16 protein-coding genes are annotated in these 16,738 nt (G+C 60.4%); 7 read left to right on the plus strand and 9 right to left on the minus strand.

What is annotated here, in order from left to right; all coding sequences use genetic code 11:
- Window positions 1–2,307 (plus strand): CHASE2 domain-containing protein, encoded by a 2,307-nt coding sequence (locus AC3WK5_RS11355; protein ID WP_103314869.1) that lies wholly within the window; start codon window positions 1–3, stop codon window positions 2,305–2,307.
- Window positions 2,308–2,650: 343 nt separating this feature from the next.
- On the opposite strand, the gene AC3WK5_RS11360 is transcribed toward AC3WK5_RS11355, so the two are convergent.
- The 4 genes from AC3WK5_RS11360 to glyQ form a co-directional block, all read right to left on the minus strand.
- Window positions 2,651–3,421: a lysophospholipid acyltransferase family protein gene (locus tag AC3WK5_RS11360; protein ID WP_103314870.1), complete on the minus strand. Its 771-nt coding sequence runs from the start codon at window positions 3,419–3,421 to the stop codon at window positions 2,651–2,653.
- A gap of 63 nt (window positions 3,422–3,484) precedes the next feature.
- Window positions 3,485–4,024 (minus strand): D-glycero-beta-D-manno-heptose 1,7-bisphosphate 7-phosphatase, encoded by a 540-nt coding sequence (gmhB, locus tag AC3WK5_RS11365; protein WP_173859956.1) that lies wholly within the window; start codon window positions 4,022–4,024, stop codon window positions 3,485–3,487.
- 4 nt (window positions 4,025–4,028) lie between these two features.
- The gene (gene glyS / locus AC3WK5_RS11370) at window positions 4,029–6,083 is read right to left on the minus strand and encodes a glycine--tRNA ligase subunit beta (RefSeq protein ID WP_054594886.1); all 2,055 of its coding nucleotides are present in this window, start codon (window positions 6,081–6,083) and stop codon (window positions 4,029–4,031) included.
- Entirely contained in the window at window positions 6,080–7,033 is a 954-nt protein-coding gene (gene glyQ / locus AC3WK5_RS11375) for a glycine--tRNA ligase subunit alpha (RefSeq protein WP_031319418.1), read from the minus strand. The genes glyS and glyQ overlap by 4 nt, the downstream gene beginning before the upstream one ends.
- 81 nt (window positions 7,034–7,114) lie before the next feature.
- Here glyQ and tag point away from each other — a divergent pair, with 81 nt between their 5' ends.
- The 3 genes from tag to AC3WK5_RS11390 all read left to right on the plus strand — a co-directional run bounded on the left by tag (window position 7,115) and on the right by AC3WK5_RS11390 (window position 8,928).
- Window positions 7,115–7,678, plus strand: coding sequence for a DNA-3-methyladenine glycosylase I (gene tag / locus AC3WK5_RS11380; protein ID WP_019694421.1), 564 nt, complete (start codon window positions 7,115–7,117; stop codon window positions 7,676–7,678).
- 51 nt (window positions 7,679–7,729) lie between these two features.
- Complete coding sequence (locus AC3WK5_RS11385; RefSeq protein WP_054594887.1) at window positions 7,730–8,617, plus strand: lysophospholipid acyltransferase; 888 nt, start codon at window positions 7,730–7,732, stop codon at window positions 8,615–8,617.
- Between the two features lie 71 nt (window positions 8,618–8,688).
- Window positions 8,689–8,928, plus strand: coding sequence for a PilZ domain-containing protein (locus tag AC3WK5_RS11390; RefSeq protein WP_054594888.1), 240 nt, complete (start codon window positions 8,689–8,691; stop codon window positions 8,926–8,928).
- A 16-nt stretch (window positions 8,929–8,944) separates the two neighbouring features.
- Here the strand turns inward: AC3WK5_RS11390 and AC3WK5_RS11395 are convergent, their stop codons facing one another.
- The 5 genes from AC3WK5_RS11395 to def form a co-directional block, all read right to left on the minus strand.
- On the minus strand, window positions 8,945–9,259 hold the full coding sequence (locus AC3WK5_RS11395; RefSeq protein WP_103314871.1) for a tetratricopeptide repeat protein: 315 nt from the start codon (window positions 9,257–9,259) through the stop codon (window positions 8,945–8,947).
- A gap of 179 nt (window positions 9,260–9,438) precedes the next feature.
- On the minus strand, window positions 9,439–10,812 hold the full coding sequence (gene trkA / locus AC3WK5_RS11400; protein WP_054594890.1) for a Trk system potassium transporter TrkA: 1,374 nt from the start codon (window positions 10,810–10,812) through the stop codon (window positions 9,439–9,441).
- A 23-nt stretch (window positions 10,813–10,835) separates the two neighbouring features.
- The gene (gene rsmB, locus AC3WK5_RS11405) at window positions 10,836–12,146 is read right to left on the minus strand and encodes a 16S rRNA (cytosine(967)-C(5))-methyltransferase RsmB (protein ID WP_103314872.1); all 1,311 of its coding nucleotides are present in this window, start codon (window positions 12,144–12,146) and stop codon (window positions 10,836–10,838) included.
- Entirely contained in the window at window positions 12,143–13,102 is a 960-nt protein-coding gene (fmt, locus tag AC3WK5_RS11410; RefSeq protein ID WP_103314873.1) for a methionyl-tRNA formyltransferase, read from the minus strand. Before fmt ends, rsmB begins: the two co-directional genes overlap by 4 nt.
- Before the next feature lie 66 nt (window positions 13,103–13,168).
- The gene (gene def / locus AC3WK5_RS11415; protein ID WP_054594893.1) at window positions 13,169–13,675 is read right to left on the minus strand and encodes a peptide deformylase; all 507 of its coding nucleotides are present in this window, start codon (window positions 13,673–13,675) and stop codon (window positions 13,169–13,171) included.
- Window positions 13,676–13,845: 170 nt separating this feature from the next.
- On the opposite strand from def, the gene AC3WK5_RS11420 reads away from it, so the two are divergent.
- The 3 genes from AC3WK5_RS11420 (at window position 13,846) to tsaC (ending at window position 16,664) form a co-directional block, all read left to right on the plus strand.
- Window positions 13,846–14,871: a LysM peptidoglycan-binding domain-containing protein gene (locus AC3WK5_RS11420; protein WP_054594894.1), complete on the plus strand. Its 1,026-nt coding sequence runs from the start codon at window positions 13,846–13,848 to the stop codon at window positions 14,869–14,871.
- An 80-nt stretch (window positions 14,872–14,951) separates the two neighbouring features.
- On the plus strand, window positions 14,952–16,055 hold the full coding sequence (gene dprA / locus AC3WK5_RS11425; RefSeq protein WP_103314874.1) for a DNA-processing protein DprA: 1,104 nt from the start codon (window positions 14,952–14,954) through the stop codon (window positions 16,053–16,055).
- A gap of 51 nt (window positions 16,056–16,106) precedes the next feature.
- On the plus strand, window positions 16,107–16,664 hold the full coding sequence (gene tsaC / locus AC3WK5_RS11430) for an L-threonylcarbamoyladenylate synthase type 1 TsaC (protein WP_054594896.1): 558 nt from the start codon (window positions 16,107–16,109) through the stop codon (window positions 16,662–16,664).
- The last annotated feature ends 74 nt before the right edge of the window (window positions 16,665–16,738 follow it).

Consider the following 16,738-nt stretch of genomic DNA (forward strand, 5'->3'; position numbering starts at 1 on the left):
ATGAAACCCTGGCCAAGGAAGGAAGGTCGCGAGCTGACCCAGGCCCAGCGGCTGTTTCATCGGATGGTCCGTGAATGGCTGTGGGTCAGCCTGATCCTGCTGCCATTGACGGCGCTGCTGTCCTTGAACCATGGGCTGACGCTGAGCAATCTGCTGTACGACAACCTGCGTCGGCTGAGTCCGCTTCCGGTTGACCCGCGAATCCTTATCGTCACCATCGACGATTACAGCTTGCAGCAACTCGGTCAGTGGCCCTGGTCGCGAACCTTGCACGCCGACCTGCTGGATCGGCTCAGCGCTGCAAAGGTCAAGGGTGTGCTGTTTGACGTGATCTTTAGCGAGCCAGACAAGCTTCCCGACAACGACCTGCGCCTGGCACACGCCGCATGCCAGGCTGGCAACGTGTTCGTGCCTTTGCTGCGCGAAGGGGTTGCCCGTTACGGGTTGCCGCTGGGTGAAATCGAACCCGTGGCGCCGTTGAGGCTCTGTGCCAAAGGTATCGGGCATATCAACGCCGAGGCGGACGCTGATGGCATCGTACGCAGCGTGTACCTGCGCGAAGGCCCTGAGCGTAATCCAAGGGCGCAACTGGCCTGGCTGCTTTATGAGACGACCACTGAAGGTTCGGATACCCTGCCCGGCTCGCCGTTGGCATTAACGGTTCAAGGCTGGCAACGAACCAACGGCATTCGAATTCCCTTTATCAGCGCAAATGCAGGTTTTCCCAGCGTTCCTTACGTGAGCGTGCTGCGGGGTGAAGTGCCACCCGAGCTGCTGCATGATCGCCTGATCCTGATTGGCTCTACGGCGCCGGGGTTGGGCGACCGCTATGTAACACCGCAATCAGCGAGCATTGGCACCACGCCGGGCATCGAGATTCAAGCCAACATCCTCAACGGACTGCTGCAACAACGCAGCATCGTGGTACTCGCCGATGGCTGGGCGGTCGGGTTGTCGACGGCCATCGTCGCGTTGCTGCTGGCCTTGCTGCTGTTCCGTCCACGGCGTGCCTTGTGGTTGACCCTGGGCTGCATGGTGATGGCATTGGTCGCCTCGGCGCTGTTGCTCCGAGCCGGTTGGTGGTGGTCGCCCAGCGCCAGTTTGCTGGGGATGCTGCTGGGGTATTTGATCTGGAACTGGCGACGCTTGAGCGCAGTGCTCGCTTACTTCGGCTGGGAACTGGCACGGCTTGATAGCGAACCGAAAGTGTTTCCAGAGCGCCGCCGCACGCCGTCACCGGCCGGCGATGTATTGCAGGGGCAGATCGTCGCGCTGGAACAGGCGATGAGCCGGACCCGCGATACCCGACGCTTCATTGCCGACGGTCTGGAATACCTGCCGGTGGCGACGCTGATCAGCGATCCGAACGGACGGATCCTGCTGGCCAACCGCAATGCGCGGGGGCTGTTTGCCAGCGATCTGGTCGGCGAAGACCTGCTGCGACGGCTCTCGGAGATTGGTTATCCGGGGCTGCTCGAGCAGGGAAGTCCTGGGTTGTCGACGCTTGAGACCAACGAGTTTCGCGATACCCAAGGGCGAAGTTTGCGTATGGACCTGGCGCCATTGCTGCCGGCTGAAGGCGGAACGGCGATTGGCTGGTTGCTTAGCCTGACGGATCTGAGCGTCGAGCGCGATGCCGAGGAACAGCGCGCGGTGCTGCTGCGGTTTCTTTCCCATGACCTGCGCGCCCCTCATTCAGCGATTCTGGCCTTGCTCGACGTCCAGCATCACCAAGGCACGGGTGACGCGCAGTTGTTCAGCCAGATCGAGTTGCAGGTACGCAAGGCCTTGAGCCTGACCGAGGCTTTTGTGCAGCTGGCCAAAGCCGAGTCCGAGGCGTACCAGTTCGAACCGAGCATGTTCGCGATGCTGGTGCTTGACGCGTTTGATCAGGCGATGAGCATTGCGCAACTCAAGCAGATCGAGTTGTTGCACGATCTGGACGAAGAAGCGGAAGGCATGGTCCTGGCCGACCAGTCGTTGCTGACCCGGGCGCTGTTCAACCTGTTGGAAAACGCCATCAAGTACAGCCCGGCGGGTTCGCAGGTCAGCGTGCGGGTGAGTTGTGCACAGGGCTGGTTGACCTGCGAGATCGCCGACCAGGGCAAAGGTATTGCAGCCGACGAACTCCCCGAATTGTTCAGCCAGTACAAGCGCTTTGCTTCGTCTCAAGGCAGTGAGGGATTGGGCCTGGGGTTATCGATGGTCAAAGCGGTGGTGGATCGCCACGGTGGACGGATTTTCTGTGAAAGCCAGGTTGGGCAAGGTACGACGTTCAGCGTTCAACTGCCGATGCTGGAGGAGTGAAGCATTCCCCTCCGTAGCAGCTGTCGAGCCTGCGAGGCTGCGTTCGGCTGCGAAGCAGTCGTAAATCCGGTTTGCGGGGTCTACCTGAATCACCGCGGTTTCTGATTTTACGACTGCTGCGCAGCCGGACGCAGGCTGCGCCAGCTGCTACGGATCGCGTGATAACCGGGGGTTGAAACAGGCATAAAAAAACCGGCGCAAATAGCCGGTTTTTTTGCGTCGCGAAAACTTATGCACGTTTTCCTGCGTTTTATGAGCTTAAGAAATATCTATGTAAATCATAAATTTAGCTAACAAATAAGACGCTTTTCAACAAAACGGTACACAGGTTATCCACAGAACGTCAGACAGTCTCTTTATCCGCCGCAGCAGGCAGTGGCGGTAGCGAACCCATGTCCCGCTGGGTCTGCTCGTTCCAGGCCGCAGCGCGGTCGTTGAGCTCGGCAATCGCCCGTGGTCCGCTGCCTTCGGCATACATCGGTGCACCGATGACAACGGTGATGGTGCCGGGTGTTTTCAGCCAACCGGTTTTCGGCCAGAACTTGCCAGCGTTATGCGCGATTGGCAGCACAGGCAACTGCGCATTGACCGCCAACGCCGTGCCTCCACGGGAGAACTTGCCGACGGTACCGAACGGAACGCGGGTGCCTTCCGGGAAGATCAGCACCCAGACATTGTCCTTGAGCAGTTCATCGCCCTTCTTCGCCACATGCTTGAGCGCGGCTTTCGGGTTGTCGCGGTCAATGGCGATTGGTCGTAGCATGGCCATCGCCCAACCAAAGAACGGCACATACAGCAGTTCGCGCTTGAGCACCTGGCTCAATGGCTCGAAGTAGGCCGACAGAAAGAATGTTTCCCAGGTGCTCTGGTGGTTCGAGAGAATCACGCACGGTTGGTCGGGGATGTTCTCGGCACCTTTGACTTCATAGTCAATGTCCAGGAACACCTTGCTCAGCCACAGCGCGCAGCGGCACCAGTAGACGTTGATGAAACGGTAGCGCGCCTTGAACGGTAAAAAAGGCGCGATAAAAAAGCTCAGGCTGCACCAGAGCAACGAGCTGGTGCCCAGCAGCAGGTAAAAAAGAAAGGTTCTGATTGCCTGCAAGATCGACATAGCGGCATTTGCCTATTAAAAGTGCGCACCCGAACAATCCTTGATCAGGATGTCAGAATCGCCCTAGTTGTGGATAAGTTCTGCGGCAATCGCCGCCAGATCGTCAAAAATCAAAGTACCTACCGGTAGGGTCTTGCCCAAAGTCTTTTCGCCTTTCCCGGTTTTTACCAAAACTGGCTGACAGTCGACGGCTTTTGCCGCCTCCAGGTCACCGAGACTGTCGCCGACGAACCATAGGTCAGTCAGCGCCACGTCGTAATGTGCGGCAATGGTTTTAAGCATGCCGGGTTTTGGCTTACGACAATCGCAGCCTTCGTCCGGCCCGTGCGGGCAATAGACGATGAGGCCGAGCTCGCCGCCCTGCTCTTCCACCAACGTGCGCAAGCGCTCGTGCATGGCGTCGAGGGTGGCGACATCGTAATAGCCGCGAGCAATGCCGGACTGGTTGGTAGCGACAGCTACCGTCCAGCCGGCCTTGCTCAACTGCGCGATGGCTTCGATCGAGCCCGGGAGCGGAATCCACTCTTCCACCGACTTGATGTAAGCGTCGGAGTCGTAATTGATCACTCCGTCCCGATCGATAATCAGCAGTTTCAACAGCAGCTCCTCAGCCCAGCAACGAGATGTCGGCAACGCCGAGGAACAGACCGCGCAAACGTGCCAGCAACGCATAACGGTTGGCGCGGACCTTGGCGTCTTCCGCGTTGACCATCACGGCTTCGAAGAACGCATCGACCGGCTCGCGTAACGCGGCCAGACGTGCCAGAGATTCGCTGTACTGCCGGGCTGCAGCCATTGGCTGCACCGCTTGATCCGCTTGCTGGATCGCCGAGTACAGGGAGAATTCGGCGGCGTTGTCGAAGTACTTGGCTTCGACGGTGCTCGGCACGCTGCCTTCGATTTTGCTCAGCAGGTTCGACACGCGCTTGTTTACCGCAGCCAATGCAGCGGCTTCCGGCAATTTGCGGAACGCTTCTACGGCTTGTACACGTTGATCGAAGTCCAGCGCCGAACCCGGTTTCAGGGCACGAACCGACAGGTAAGTGGCCACATCCACGCCTTCGTCTTCGTAACGGGCACGCAGACGGTCGAAGACGAACTCCAGCACTGAATCAGCCAGGCCGGCAGCCTTGACCTTGCTGCCGAACGCATTGACAGCGAACGCCACGGCGTCGGTCAGGTCGAGGTCGAGCTTCTTGTCGATCAGGATCCGCAACACGCCCAGCGCAGCACGGCGCAGGGCATACGGGTCTTTGCTACCGGTTGGCAGCATGCCGACACCGAAGATCCCGACCAGGGTATCGAGCTTGTCGGCGATGGCCACGGCCGCACCGGTCAGGGTGGTCGGCAGTTCAGCGCCGGCACCGCGCGGCATGTACTGCTCGTTCAGCGCCAGTGCGACATCTTCCGGCTCGCCATCGTTGAGGGCGTAGTAGTAACCGGCGACACCTTGCATCTCCGGGAACTCACCGACCATCTCGGTTGCCAGGTCGCACTTCGACAGCAGGCCTGCACGCGCCGCCCACGAGGCGTTGCCGCCGATACGTTGAGCGATGAATGCGGCCAGTTTGGACACGCGCTCGGCCTTGTCGTAGACGCTGCCGAGTTTTTCCTGGAAGACCACGTTTTGCAGGCGCAGGTTGAAGTCTTCGAGTTTCTGCTTCTTGTCTTGCTTGAAGAAGAATTCGGCGTCGGTCAGGCGTGGGCGAACCACTTTCTCGTTACCGTCGATGATCTGCTGCGGGTCTTTGCTCTCGATGTTGGCCACGGTAATGAAACGTGGCAGCAACTTGCCGTCGGCATCCAGCAAGCAGAAGTACTTCTGGTTGTCCTGCATGGTGGTGATCAGGGCTTCTTGCGGCACATCGAGGAAGCGCTCCTCGAACGAGCACACCAGCGGCACTGGCCATTCCACCAGCGCGGTCACTTCGTCGAGCAGGTCCGGCGGAACGATCGCGGTCCCTTCCTGACGAGTGGCCAGTTCGGCGGTACGCGTGCTGATCAGCTCGCGGCGCTCATTGGCATCGGCCAGTACGTAGGCTGCACGCAGGTCGTTCAGGTAGTTGGCTGGCGAGGTGATGCGCACGCTTTCCGGGTGATGGAAGCGGTGACCACGGGAATCGCGACCGGCCTTCTGGGCGAGGATGGTGCAGTCGATCACCTGATCACCAAGCAGCATCACCAGCCATTGGGTTGGGCGAACGAATTCTTCCTTGCGAGCACCCCAACGCATGCGCTTCGGGATCGGCAGGTCGTTCAGCGAGTCTTCGACGATGGTCGGCAACAGGCTGACGGTCGGCTTGCCGGCGATGCTTTGGCTGTAACGCAGCTTCGGCCCGCTTTGATCGATTTCGCTCAGCTCTACGCCGCACTTCTTGGCAAAGCCCAGGGCAGCCTGGGTCGGATTGCCTTCGGCGTCGAACGCGGCCTGGCGTGGCGGGCCGTCGAGGTTGATGCTGCGATCCGGCTGTTGAGTGGCCAGTTTGGTGATCAGCACGGCCAGACGACGCGGTGCGGCGTAGACCTGCTTGGCTTCAAAGCCCAGGCCAGCGGCCAGCAGGCCCTTCTCGATACCGGCGAGGAACGCATCGGCCAGGGTGTTCAGGGCTTTGGGTGGCAGCTCTTCGGTGCCCAGTTCAACCAGGAAATCTTGAGCACTCATTGTGCAGCCTCCAGCTTAGCCAACACTTCATCACGCAAATCCGGGGTCGCCATCGGGAAGCCCAGCTTGGCGCGAGCCAGCAGGTAGGCTTGCGCAACGGAACGCGCCAGGGTGCGAACACGCAGAATGTATTGCTGACGCGCAGTCACCGAGATCGCCCGGCGTGCATCCAGCAGGTTGAAGGTGTGCGAGGCCTTCAGGACCATTTCGTAGCTTGGCAGCGGCAGCGGTTGATCGAGTTCGATCAGGCGCTTGGCTTCGCTTTCGTAGAAATCGAACAGTTCGAACAGCTTCTCGACGTTGGCGTGTTCGAAGTTGTAGGTCGACTGCTCCACTTCGTTCTGGTGGAACACATCACCGTAGGTCACTTTGCCGAACGGACCGTCAGCCCAGACCAGGTCGTAGACCGAGTCCACGCCTTGCAGGTACATGGCCAGACGCTCGAGGCCGTAGGTGATCTCGCCGGTCACCGGGTAGCACTCGATGCCACCCGCCGCCTGGAAGTAGGTGAACTGCGTCACTTCCATGCCGTTGAGCCAGACTTCCCAGCCCAGACCCCAGGCACCGAGGGTCGGCGATTCCCAGTTGTCTTCGACGAAACGGATGTCGTGCACCAATGGGTCCAGGCCCACGTGCTTGAGGGAGCCCAGGTACAGTTCCTGGAAGTTGTCCGGGTTCGGCTTCAGGACTACCTGGAACTGGTAGTAGTGCTGCAGACGGTTCGGGTTTTCGCCGTAGCGGCCGTCAGTCGGGCGACGACTGGGCTGCACATAAGCGGCGTTCCAGGTTTCCGGGCCGATGGCGCGCAGGAACGTGGCGGTATGGAAAGTGCCGGCGCCTACTTCCATATCGTAGGGCTGAAGTACCACACAACCTTGCTCGGCCCAGTATTGCTGGAGGGCGAGGATCAAGTCTTGGAAGGTACGCACGGCTGGCGTAGGCTGGCTCACGAAATTCACCTGTTTCTTGGGCTGCGATTTAAAGAGCGGGAGTATACCCGATTCATTCGTCCGCACGCCCCCTGGAGCCTTATGCCACGCTGCTTTTGGTGTTCCGAAGATCCGCTGTACATGGCTTATCACGATCAGGAGTGGGGCGTACCGCTACGCGATGCGCAGCGCTTGTTCGAGTTGCTTTTGCTCGAAGGGTTCCAGGCCGGCCTGTCTTGGATCACCGTGCTGAGGAAGCGCGAGCGCTACCGTGAGGTGTTGTTCGGCTTCGATGTACAACGGGTGGCGCAGATGAGCGACGCCGAAATAGACGATTTGATGCTTGATCCGGGGATCATCCGCAACCGCCTCAAACTTAACGCCGCACGGCGCAATGCCCAGGCCTGGATGGCGCTGGAGGACCCGGTGGAGCTGCTTTGGTCGTTTGTCGGCGGCGTCCCGAAGATCAATCATTTCAAGGATCGCAGTGAAGTGCCGGCCGTGACACCGGCCGCCGTGGAGATGAGCAAAGGTCTGAAAAAAGCCGGTTTCACGTTTGTCGGCCCAACCATCTGCTATGCCTTGATGCAGGCCTCGGGCATGGTCATGGATCACACCACCGATTGTGATCGTTACGCCATCTTGCGCAGTGGGCGGTTAGAATAGCCGGCTCGCGACAAGGTTCATGACGTCGGTTCAGAAGATCAGGAGTGACCTGTGGATAAGTTTAAAGGCGCCTTGCTGGTAGGCGCTCTGCGTTTGTTTGCCTTGCTCCCGTGGCGGGCGGTGCAAACGGTAGGCGCGGCGATTGGCTGGGTCATGTGGAAAACCCCCAACCGTTCCCGCGACGTGGTGCGCATCAATCTCGCCAAGTGTTTCCCGGACATGGACGCCGCCGAGCGCGAGCGTCTGGTGGGACAGAGCCTGATGGACATTGGCAAATCATTGACCGAAAGCGCCTGCGCCTGGATCTGGCCGGCCCAGCGCTCCATCGATCTGGTGCGTGAAGTCGAAGGCCTCGATGTGCTCAAGGACGCGCTGGCTTCCGGCAAAGGCGTGGTCGGCATCACCAGTCACCTGGGTAACTGGGAAGTGTTGAACCACTTCTATTGCAGCCAGTGCAAACCGATCATTTTCTACCGTCCGCCCAAGCTCAAGGCGGTGGATGAATTGCTGCGCAAGCAGCGGGTGCAATTAGGCAACCGCGTAGCAGCGTCCACCAAGGAAGGCATCCTCAGTGTCATCAAGGAAGTGCGCAAAGGTGGTGCAGTGGGGATTCCGGCTGACCCGGAACCGGCCGAATCCGCCGGGATCTTCGTGCCCTTCTTCGCCACCAAGGCTTTGACCAGCAAGTTCGTGCCGAACATGCTCGCGGGCGGCAAAGCGGTCGGCGTCTTCCTGCACGCCCTGCGCCTGCCGGACGGTTCAGGCTACAAAGTGATCCTGGAAGCCGCGCCCGAGGCTATGTACAGCACCGATACCGAGACGTCCTGCGCAGCCATGAGCCAGATCGTCGAGAAATATGTGCGGGCTTACCCGAGCCAATACATGTGGAGCATGAAGCGCTTCAAGAAACGCCCGCCGGGCGAAGCACGCTGGTATTGATCCAGCTGGCATGATCTGTGGATAACCTTGGGCTGGGGTTATCCACAACCGTTCAATCAAGGGCGCAGAAGATGTCCGAACACCGTAAGTCATTTCGAATCAAGATCCAGCACGAGAGCTTCGGCGAGTGCCTGGGCCAGACTCGCAACCTTTCCGCCAGCGGCGTCTACGTGAAGCATCCGACGCTCGCGGCGTTGGCCAAAGGCGCGGTCGTCTATGGTCAGGTGCAGGGGTTGCCGTGCGGTGCGCCGCGAGTGCGCATGGAAGTGGTGCAGGTCGACGCGGAAGGCATCGGCCTGCGTTACCTTTGAGTTGAGCGTTTTTTGATCAGCTGTCCAACCGGTCAAGCTTCTTCAGAAACACCGTCATTTCCTTTTCTGCCTGCTTGTCGCCATGCGCGCGAGCTGCTTCCAGGCCCTGCTCCCAGGCCTGACGGGCGGCTGCATGGTTTGCCTGTGCCAAATAAGCCTTGCCCAGTAACTTCCAGGCTGCCGAGTATTTCGGATCGAACTCCACGCAGCGGCTGAAATGCTCGGCCGCCTTGGCATGTTCGCCCAGATCCAGATAACCCTTGCCCAGACCGAAGCGCAGCAGCGAGTTATCCACACCCTTGGCGAGCATTTTTTCCAGCGATTCGATCATCGGGTGGATTCCTTGTTGAGGTGGATCAGGAAGGGATAGGTGTCAGTGAGATTGCTTTCGCGAGCAAGCCCGCTCCCACACTGGATCTTTGCCATACACAAAATATGTGTTCACTGAAAATCTAATGTGGGAGCGGGCTTGCTCGCGAAGAGGCCCGCACGAGCACCGTAAGTCCCGGATCAGAAGAAACTCAACCCCACGTGGAACAACTTCTCCACATCACGAATATGCTTTTTATCCACAAGGAACAGAATCACATGGTCGCCGGCTTCGATCACGGTGTCGTCGTGGGCGATCAACACTTCTTCATCGCGAATGATTGCACCAATAGTAGTCCCCGGCGGCAGGACGATGTTTTCGATGGCCTTGCCGATCACCTTGCTCGACTTCGCGTCACCATGGGCAATCGCCTCGATGGCTTCTGCCGCACCGCGACGCAGCGAGTGCACGCTGACGATATCGCCCCGGCGCACGTGGGCCAGCAAAGTACCGATAGTCGCCAGTTGAGGGCTGATGGCGATATCGATATCACCGCCCTGGATCAGGTCGACATAGGCCGGGTTGTTGATGATGGTCATCACCTTCTTCGCGCCCAGGCGTTTGGCCAACAGCGACGACATAATGTTGGCTTCGTCGTCGTTGGTCAGCGCCAGGAACAGATCGGCGTCGGCGATATTCTCTTCCAGCAGTAGATCGCGGTCCGAGGCGCTGCCCTGCAACACCACGGTGCTGTCGAGGGTGTCCGAGAGGTAGCGGCACCGCGCCGGGTTCATCTCGATGATCTTCACCTGATAGCGGCTTTCAATCGCCTCGGCCAGCCGCTCGCCGATCTGCCCGCCACCGGCGATGACGATGCGTTTGTAGCTCTCGTCGAGCCGGCGCATTTCGCTCATCACGGCGCGAATGTTCGCTTTGGCCGCGATAAAAAACACTTCGTCGTCGGCTTCGATCACCGTATCGCCTTGCGGCAGGATCGGTCGATCACGACGGAAAATCGCTGCCACGCGGGTATCGACGTTCGGCATGTGTTCGCGCAACTGGCGCAGTTGCTGCCCCACCAACGGTCCGCCGTAGTAGGCCTTGACCGCCACCAGTTGGGCCTTGCCCTCGGCAAAATCTATCACCTGCAATGCACCGGGGTGCTCGATCAGGCGCTTGATGTAATGGGTCACTACTTGTTCGGGGCTGATCAGCACGTCGACCGGGATCGCGTCGTTGTCGAACAGGCCGGCGCGGGTCAGGTACGCGGCTTCGCGCACCCGGGCGATCTTGGTCGGCGTATGGAACAGGGTGTGCGCGACCTGGCAGGCGACCATGTTGGTCTCGTCGCTGTTGGTCACCGCCACCAGCATGTCGGCGTCGTCGGCACCGGCCTGGCGCAGCACCGTTGGGAACGAGCCGCGACCTTGCACAGTGCGGATGTCGAGGCGATCACCGAGATCCCGCAGGCGTTCGCCGTCGGTGTCGACCACGGTGATGTCGTTCGCTTCGCTGGCCAAGTGTTCAGCCAGCGTACCGCCGACCTGCCCCGCGCCGAGGATGATGATCTTCATCCGGTCACTCCCTTGAAATCCGCTTAACCGCGTGCGGCGGCAATCTTGATCAGCTTGGCGTAGTAGAACCCGTCGTGACCGCCTTCTTGTGCCAGCAACTGGCGGCCATGCGGTTGCTTGATGCCGGCCTGGCTGGCGATGTCCAACTCGCGAGCACCCGGAGTTCGGGCGAGGAAGGCTTCGATAACTTCGGTGTTTTCGGTCGGCAAGGTCGAGCAGGTGGCGTAGAGCAGGATGCCGCCGACGTCGAGGGTCGGCCACATCGCGTCGAGCAGTTCACCCTGAAGCACCGCGAGCGCAGCGATGTCATCCGGTTGGCGGGTCAGTTTGATGTCCGGGTGGCGGCGAATCACGCCGGTCGCCGAGCAGGGCGCGTCGAGCAGGATGCGCTGGAACGGCTTGCCGTCCCACCACGCTTGAGTGTCGCGGCCGTCGGCGGCGATCAATTCGGCGCTGAGGCCCAGCCGTTCAAGGTTTTCCCGCACACGCACCAGACGCTTGGCTTCCAGGTCCACGGCCACTACGCCGGCCAGTTTTGGCTCGACTTCGAGGATGTGGCAGGTCTTGCCGCCCGGTGCGCAGCAGGCGTCGAGCACCCGTTGGCCCGGCGCCAGGTCCAGCAGATCCGCCGCCAGTTGCGCGGCTTCGTCTTGCACGCTGATCCAGCCTTCGGCGAAACCCGGCAGTTGGCGCACATCGCCTGGCGTGTCGAGCACGATGCCGTCCCGACTGAACACGCACGGCTTGGCCGCAACACCGGCATCGCTCAGCAAGGCGAGGTAGGCATCGCGAGTGTGATGACGACGGTTGACCCGCAAAATCATGGGTGGATGCGCGTTGTTCGCGGCGCAAATGGCTTCCCACTGTTCTGGCCAGAACGCCTTGAGGGATTTTTGCAGCCAGCGCGGGTGGGCGGTGCGCACCACCGGATCGTGCTCAAGCTCGGCCAGCAGTGCTTCGCTTTCACGTTGGGCACGGCGCAGCACGGCGTTGAGCAGGGCTTTGGCCCACGGTTTTTTCAGCTTGTCGGCGCAGCCCACGGTTTCCCCGATGGCGGCGTGGGCCGGGACACGGGTGTACAGCAACTGGTAAAGGCCGACCAGCAACAGCGCTTCGACGTCAGCGTCGGCAGCTTTGAAAGGTTTTTGCAGCAGCTTGGCCGCCAGCGCCGACAAGCGCGGCTGCCAGCGTGCGGTGCCGAAGGCCAGGTCCTGGGTGAAGCCGCGATCACGGTCTTCGACCTTGTCCAGTTGCGTCGGCAACGAACTGTTCAGCGAAGCCTTGCCGTTAAGGACGGCAGCCAGGGCCTTGGCGGCGGCCAGACGCGGGTTCATTGGGCGTCCACCACAAGGCCTAAGACGGTGCCCACAGCAAATTTCTCACGACGGCTGTTGAACAAGTCGCTGAAGTTCAGCGCCTTGCCGCCAGGCAATTGCAGGCGCGTCAGGCACAGCGCCTGTTCACCGCAGGCGACGATCAAGCCGTCTTTGCTGGCGCCGAGGATCTCGCCCGGTGCGCCCTTGCCTTCGGCGAGGCTGGCAGCGAGCACTTTCAAGGCTTCGCCATTGAGCGTGCTGTGGCAGATCGGCCACGGATTGAACGCGCGAACCAGACGTTCCAACTCGACCGCAGGGCGGCTCCAGTCGATGCGCGCTTCGTCTTTGTTCAATTTGTGCGCATAAGTAGCCAGGCTGTCGCCCTGCACTTCGCCTTCCAGCGTGCCGGCGGCCAGCCCGGCAATCGCCTGAACCACGGCTGGCGGGCCCATTTCGGCGAGACGGTCATGCAGGCTGCCACCGGTGTCATCAGCACTGATCGGCGTGGTGACCTTGAGCAGCATCGGCCCGGTGTCGAGGCCAGCTTCCATGCGCATCACGGTCACGCCGCTTTCAGCGTCGCCCGCTTCGACGGCGCGCTGGATCGGCGCCGCACCGCGCCAGCGTGGCAGCAATGAGGCGTGGCTGTTGATGCAACCCAGGCGCGGAATATCCAGCACCACTTGCGGCAGGATCAGGCCGTAGGCCACGACGACCATCAGGTCCGGCTTGAGTGCAGCCAGTTCGGCCTGGGCGTCGGCGTTGCGCAGGGTTGGTGGTTGCAGCACCTGGATGTTGTGCTCCAGAGCCAACTGCTTGACCGGGCTCGGCATCAGCTTTTGCCCACGACCCGCCGGGCGATCCGGTTGGGTGTAGACCGCAACGATCTCATAAGGGCTGTCGAGCAGGGCCTTGAGGTGTTCGGCGGCAAATTCGGGGGTGCCGGCAAAGACGATGCGCAGTGGCTCAGTCATGGGAATTCTCGGTTGGAAACACGCGGAAAAGAAAAAGGCTTGCCGCAGCAAGCCTTTGGAAGGGCATCAAGCGTTCTGGCGATGGAGCTTTTCCAGCTTCTTCTTGATCCGGTCGCGTTTGAGCGTGGACAGGTAATCGACGAACAATTTGCCGTTGAGGTGGTCGCATTCGTGCTGAATGCACACCGCCAGCAGTTCTTCGGCGATCAGTTCAAAAGGCTGGCCGTCACGGTCCAGGGCGTTGATCTTCACGCGTTGCGGACGGTCGACGTTTTCGTAGAAGCCCGGTACCGAAAGGCAGCCTTCCTGGTACTGACCCATTTCGTCGGTCAGGACTTCGAACTCGGGGTTGATGAACACCCGAGGTTCGCTGCGGTCTTCGGAAAGGTCCATGACCACGATGCGTTTGTGCACGTTGACCTGGGTCGCCGCGAGGCCGATGCCGGGTGCTTCATACATTGTTTCAAACATGTCATCGACCAACTGCCGCACTTCGTCGTCCACTACGGCCACCGGTTTGGCGATAGTACGCAGGCGCGGGTCGGGAAATTCGAGGATGTTCAAAATAGCCATAAGCGTAATTGCTGCACGTGTGAAGTAAAGTCTGGGCCGATGGCCTGGCGGGTCCGAAGATGCAGGCTACCGTTGTAAAACGTAGCTCCCTTCTTTTCATTAGAAAGGGGGAGCGGGCCACGAGGGCTCTGGCGTTCTACTCGAATGCACATAATAAAGGGATTCACCGCATGAGGAAATCACTACTCGCCTTGCTGCTTCTGGCCTCGGCCGGTTTCGCACACGGACAAGTGCAACTCAAGGAAGGTTTTCCACAGCATTACACCGTGGTGGCGGGCGACACACTTTGGGACATCTCCGGGAAATACCTCCGCGAACCCTGGAAATGGCCCGAACTCTGGCAGGCCAACCCGCAAATCGAAAACCCCAACCTGATCTATCCCGGCGACTCTTTGTCACTGGTCTATATCAACGGGCAACCGCGCCTGACCCTCAATCGCGGGGCTTCACGCGGCACTATCAAGCTCTCGCCGCAAGTGCGCAGCACGCCGATGGCCGACGCCATTCCGAGTATTCCGCTGCGCTCGATCAACAGCTTCCTGCTGAGCAACCGCATCATCGACAACGTCGAAGACTTCAACAAGGCACCGTACATCGTTGCCGGCGACGCCGAACGGGTACTCAGCGGTATGGGCGATCGCATCTACGCACGCGGCAAGTTCGACCCGGAGCATTCGGTGTACGGCATTTTCCGTCAGGGCAAGGTCTACAGCGACCCGCAAAGCAAAGAGTTTCTGGGGATCAACGCCGACGATATCGGCGGCGGCGAGATCATCGCCACTGAAGGCGATGTCGCCACCCTCGCCTTGCAACGCACCACTCAAGAGGTTCGACTCGGCGACCGCTTGTTCAGCGGCGAAGAACGGGCGATCAACTCAACCTTCATGCCCAGCGCGCCGAAAACCGATATTCACGGCTTGATCATCGACGTGCCACGCGGTGTTACGCAGATCGGTGCGCTCGATGTGGTCACTTTGAACAAGGGCCAGCGCGACGGCTTGGCCGAAGGCAACGTGCTGGTGGTGATGAAAACCGGTGAAACCGTACGTGACCGGGTCACCGGCGAACAGGTGAAAATACCGGATGAACGCGCCGGTTTGCTGATGATCTTCCGCACCTACGAAAAGCTCAGCTATGGCTTGGTGCTCAACGCTTCGCGCTCCCTCGCGGTGATGGACAAGGTGCGTAATCCGTAAAAGACTCAACAAGTTACCAACAGACTTATCCACAGCTTGTTGCTGATTCAACACGACCAATAACGATCAAGGATGATCTTATGCCGCTGTTCGCACCTACGCAGGTTTCACCGGCGGAACTGGAAGCGCGTTTGCGTTTGCATCGTCTTCCGGAGCTCGGCCCTCGACGTTTTCAAAAGCTGCTCGAAGCTTTTGGCTCGGCCTCAAAAGCCATCAGCGCACCAGCCTCTGCCTGGCGTGCGTTGGGGTTGCCAGCGGCGTGCGCCGACGCTCGGCGTAGCCCGCTTATTCGTGATGGCGCCTACCACGCATTAGCCTGGCTAGAGCGTGAAGGCCAGTATTTACTGATGGTTGACCAGCCGGGCTACCCGGCTCTGTTGGCAGAAATCAGTGATCCGCCACCGCTGTTATTTGTCGCGGGCGATCCGGGCATTCTGGAAAAACCGCAGCTGGCGATGGTCGGTAGCCGACGCGCATCGAGGCCGGGGATGGACACCGCCACGGCGTTTTCCCGCAGCCTGGCAGGCGCGGGTTTTGTCATCACCAGCGGCTTGGCATTGGGAATCGATGCGGCAGCGCATCAAGCCGCGCTGGACGTCGGAGGGCAGACCGTCGGAGTGCTCGGCACCGGCCTGGAAAATTTTTATCCACAGCGCAATCGGCGGATTGCCGACGCGATGATTGCGCAAGGCAGTGCAGTGGTTTCCGAGTTCCCGCTGGACGCCGGACCGCAGGCCAGCAACTTCCCGCGGCGCAATCGGATCATCAGCGGTTTATCCCTCGGCGTGCTGGTGGTCGAGGCCAGTGTCGCCAGCGGCTCGCTGATTACCGCACGGCTGGCAGCGGAACAGGGTCGCGAGGTGTATGCCATTCCAGGATCGATCCATCACCCCGGGGCTCGTGGTTGCCACCAGTTGATACGTGACGGCGCGGTGTTGGTGGAGACTATCGAACATATCCTCGAAGGCCTGCGCGGTTGGCAGAATCTGCCGTTATCCACAGACACTGCGGCGCCCGTCGATCATCCGTTGCTGTGCCTGCTATTCGCCGCCCCGCATACCAGCGAGGCCCTGGCCGACGCGGCGGGATGGGCGTTGCCGAAGGTATTGGCGGCGCTGACGGAGCTTGAAATGGAGGGACGGGCGGTGAGCGAAGGCGGACGCTGGTTTGCGCGCGTAAGCTAGGTTCATGAAAGATCGGTAAACTGCGCACAGCCTTATTTTGGAGAGTCGGTAATGGTCAACAGTTGGCGTGTGCAACAAGCCGCACAAGCGATTCGCGCAGGGGCGGTGATTGCCTATCCAACCGAAGCGGTCTGGGGCCTGGGTTGCGACCCGTGGGATGAAGAGGCGGTGTATCGCTTGCTGGCGATCAAGGGCCGTTCGGTGGAAAAGGGCCTGATCCTGGTTGCCGACAACATTCGCCAGTTCGACTTCCTGTTCGAAGATTTCCCGGAACTGTGGATGGATCGCATGGCCAGCACCTGGCCGGGGCCGAACACCTGGCTGGTGCCCCATCAAAACATGCTGCCGCAATGGATCACCGGAGTGCATGAGACCGTGGCATTGCGGGTTAGCGATCACCCGCAGGTGCGGGATTTGTGTGCGTTGGTCGGGCCACTGGTGTCGACTTCTGCCAACCCGCAAGGCCGGCCGGCAGCGCGTTCGCGAATTCGCGTCGAGCAGTATTTCCGCGGGCAAATCGATCTGGTGCTGGGCGGGAATCTGGGCGGACGGAAAAACCCGAGCCTGATTCGCGATCTGGCGACCGGCAACGTGGTGCGCCCGGCCTGAGACCTTGTGGCGAGGGGGCTTGCCCCCGTTCGGGCGCGTAGCGCCGGTAAATCAGGCGTGGGTCATATGCCTGA

Source organism: Pseudomonas sp. FW306-02-D09B (assembly GCF_058782685.1).

What these genes read in the sequence shown, in the direction of transcription:
- AC3WK5_RS11420 (WP_054594894.1), top strand. Translation starts at nt 13,846, where the DNA reads ATGAGGAAATCACTACTCGCCTTGCTGCTTCTGGCCTCGGCCGGTTTC.
- fmt (WP_103314873.1), bottom strand. Translation starts at nt 13,102, where the DNA reads ATGACTGAGCCACTGCGCATCGTCTTTGCCGGCACCCCCGAATTTGCC.
- tag (WP_019694421.1), top strand. Translation starts at nt 7,115, where the DNA reads ATGCCACGCTGCTTTTGGTGTTCCGAAGATCCGCTGTACATGGCTTAT.
- trkA (WP_054594890.1), bottom strand. Translation starts at nt 10,812, where the DNA reads ATGAAGATCATCATCCTCGGCGCGGGGCAGGTCGGCGGTACGCTGGCT.
- AC3WK5_RS11360 (WP_103314870.1), bottom strand. Translation starts at nt 3,421, where the DNA reads ATGTCGATCTTGCAGGCAATCAGAACCTTTCTTTTTTACCTGCTGCTG.
- AC3WK5_RS11355 (WP_103314869.1), top strand. Translation starts at nt 1, where the DNA reads ATGAAACCCTGGCCAAGGAAGGAAGGTCGCGAGCTGACCCAGGCCCAG.
- glyS (WP_054594886.1), bottom strand. Translation starts at nt 6,083, where the DNA reads ATGAGTGCTCAAGATTTCCTGGTTGAACTGGGCACCGAAGAGCTGCCA.
- rsmB (WP_103314872.1), bottom strand. Translation starts at nt 12,146, where the DNA reads ATGAACCCGCGTCTGGCCGCCGCCAAGGCCCTGGCTGCCGTCCTTAAC.
- def (WP_054594893.1), bottom strand. Translation starts at nt 13,675, where the DNA reads ATGGCTATTTTGAACATCCTCGAATTTCCCGACCCGCGCCTGCGTACT.
- AC3WK5_RS11390 (WP_054594888.1), top strand. Translation starts at nt 8,689, where the DNA reads ATGTCCGAACACCGTAAGTCATTTCGAATCAAGATCCAGCACGAGAGC.
- dprA (WP_103314874.1), top strand. Translation starts at nt 14,952, where the DNA reads ATGCCGCTGTTCGCACCTACGCAGGTTTCACCGGCGGAACTGGAAGCG.
- tsaC (WP_054594896.1), top strand. Translation starts at nt 16,107, where the DNA reads ATGGTCAACAGTTGGCGTGTGCAACAAGCCGCACAAGCGATTCGCGCA.
- AC3WK5_RS11395 (WP_103314871.1), bottom strand. Translation starts at nt 9,259, where the DNA reads ATGATCGAATCGCTGGAAAAAATGCTCGCCAAGGGTGTGGATAACTCG.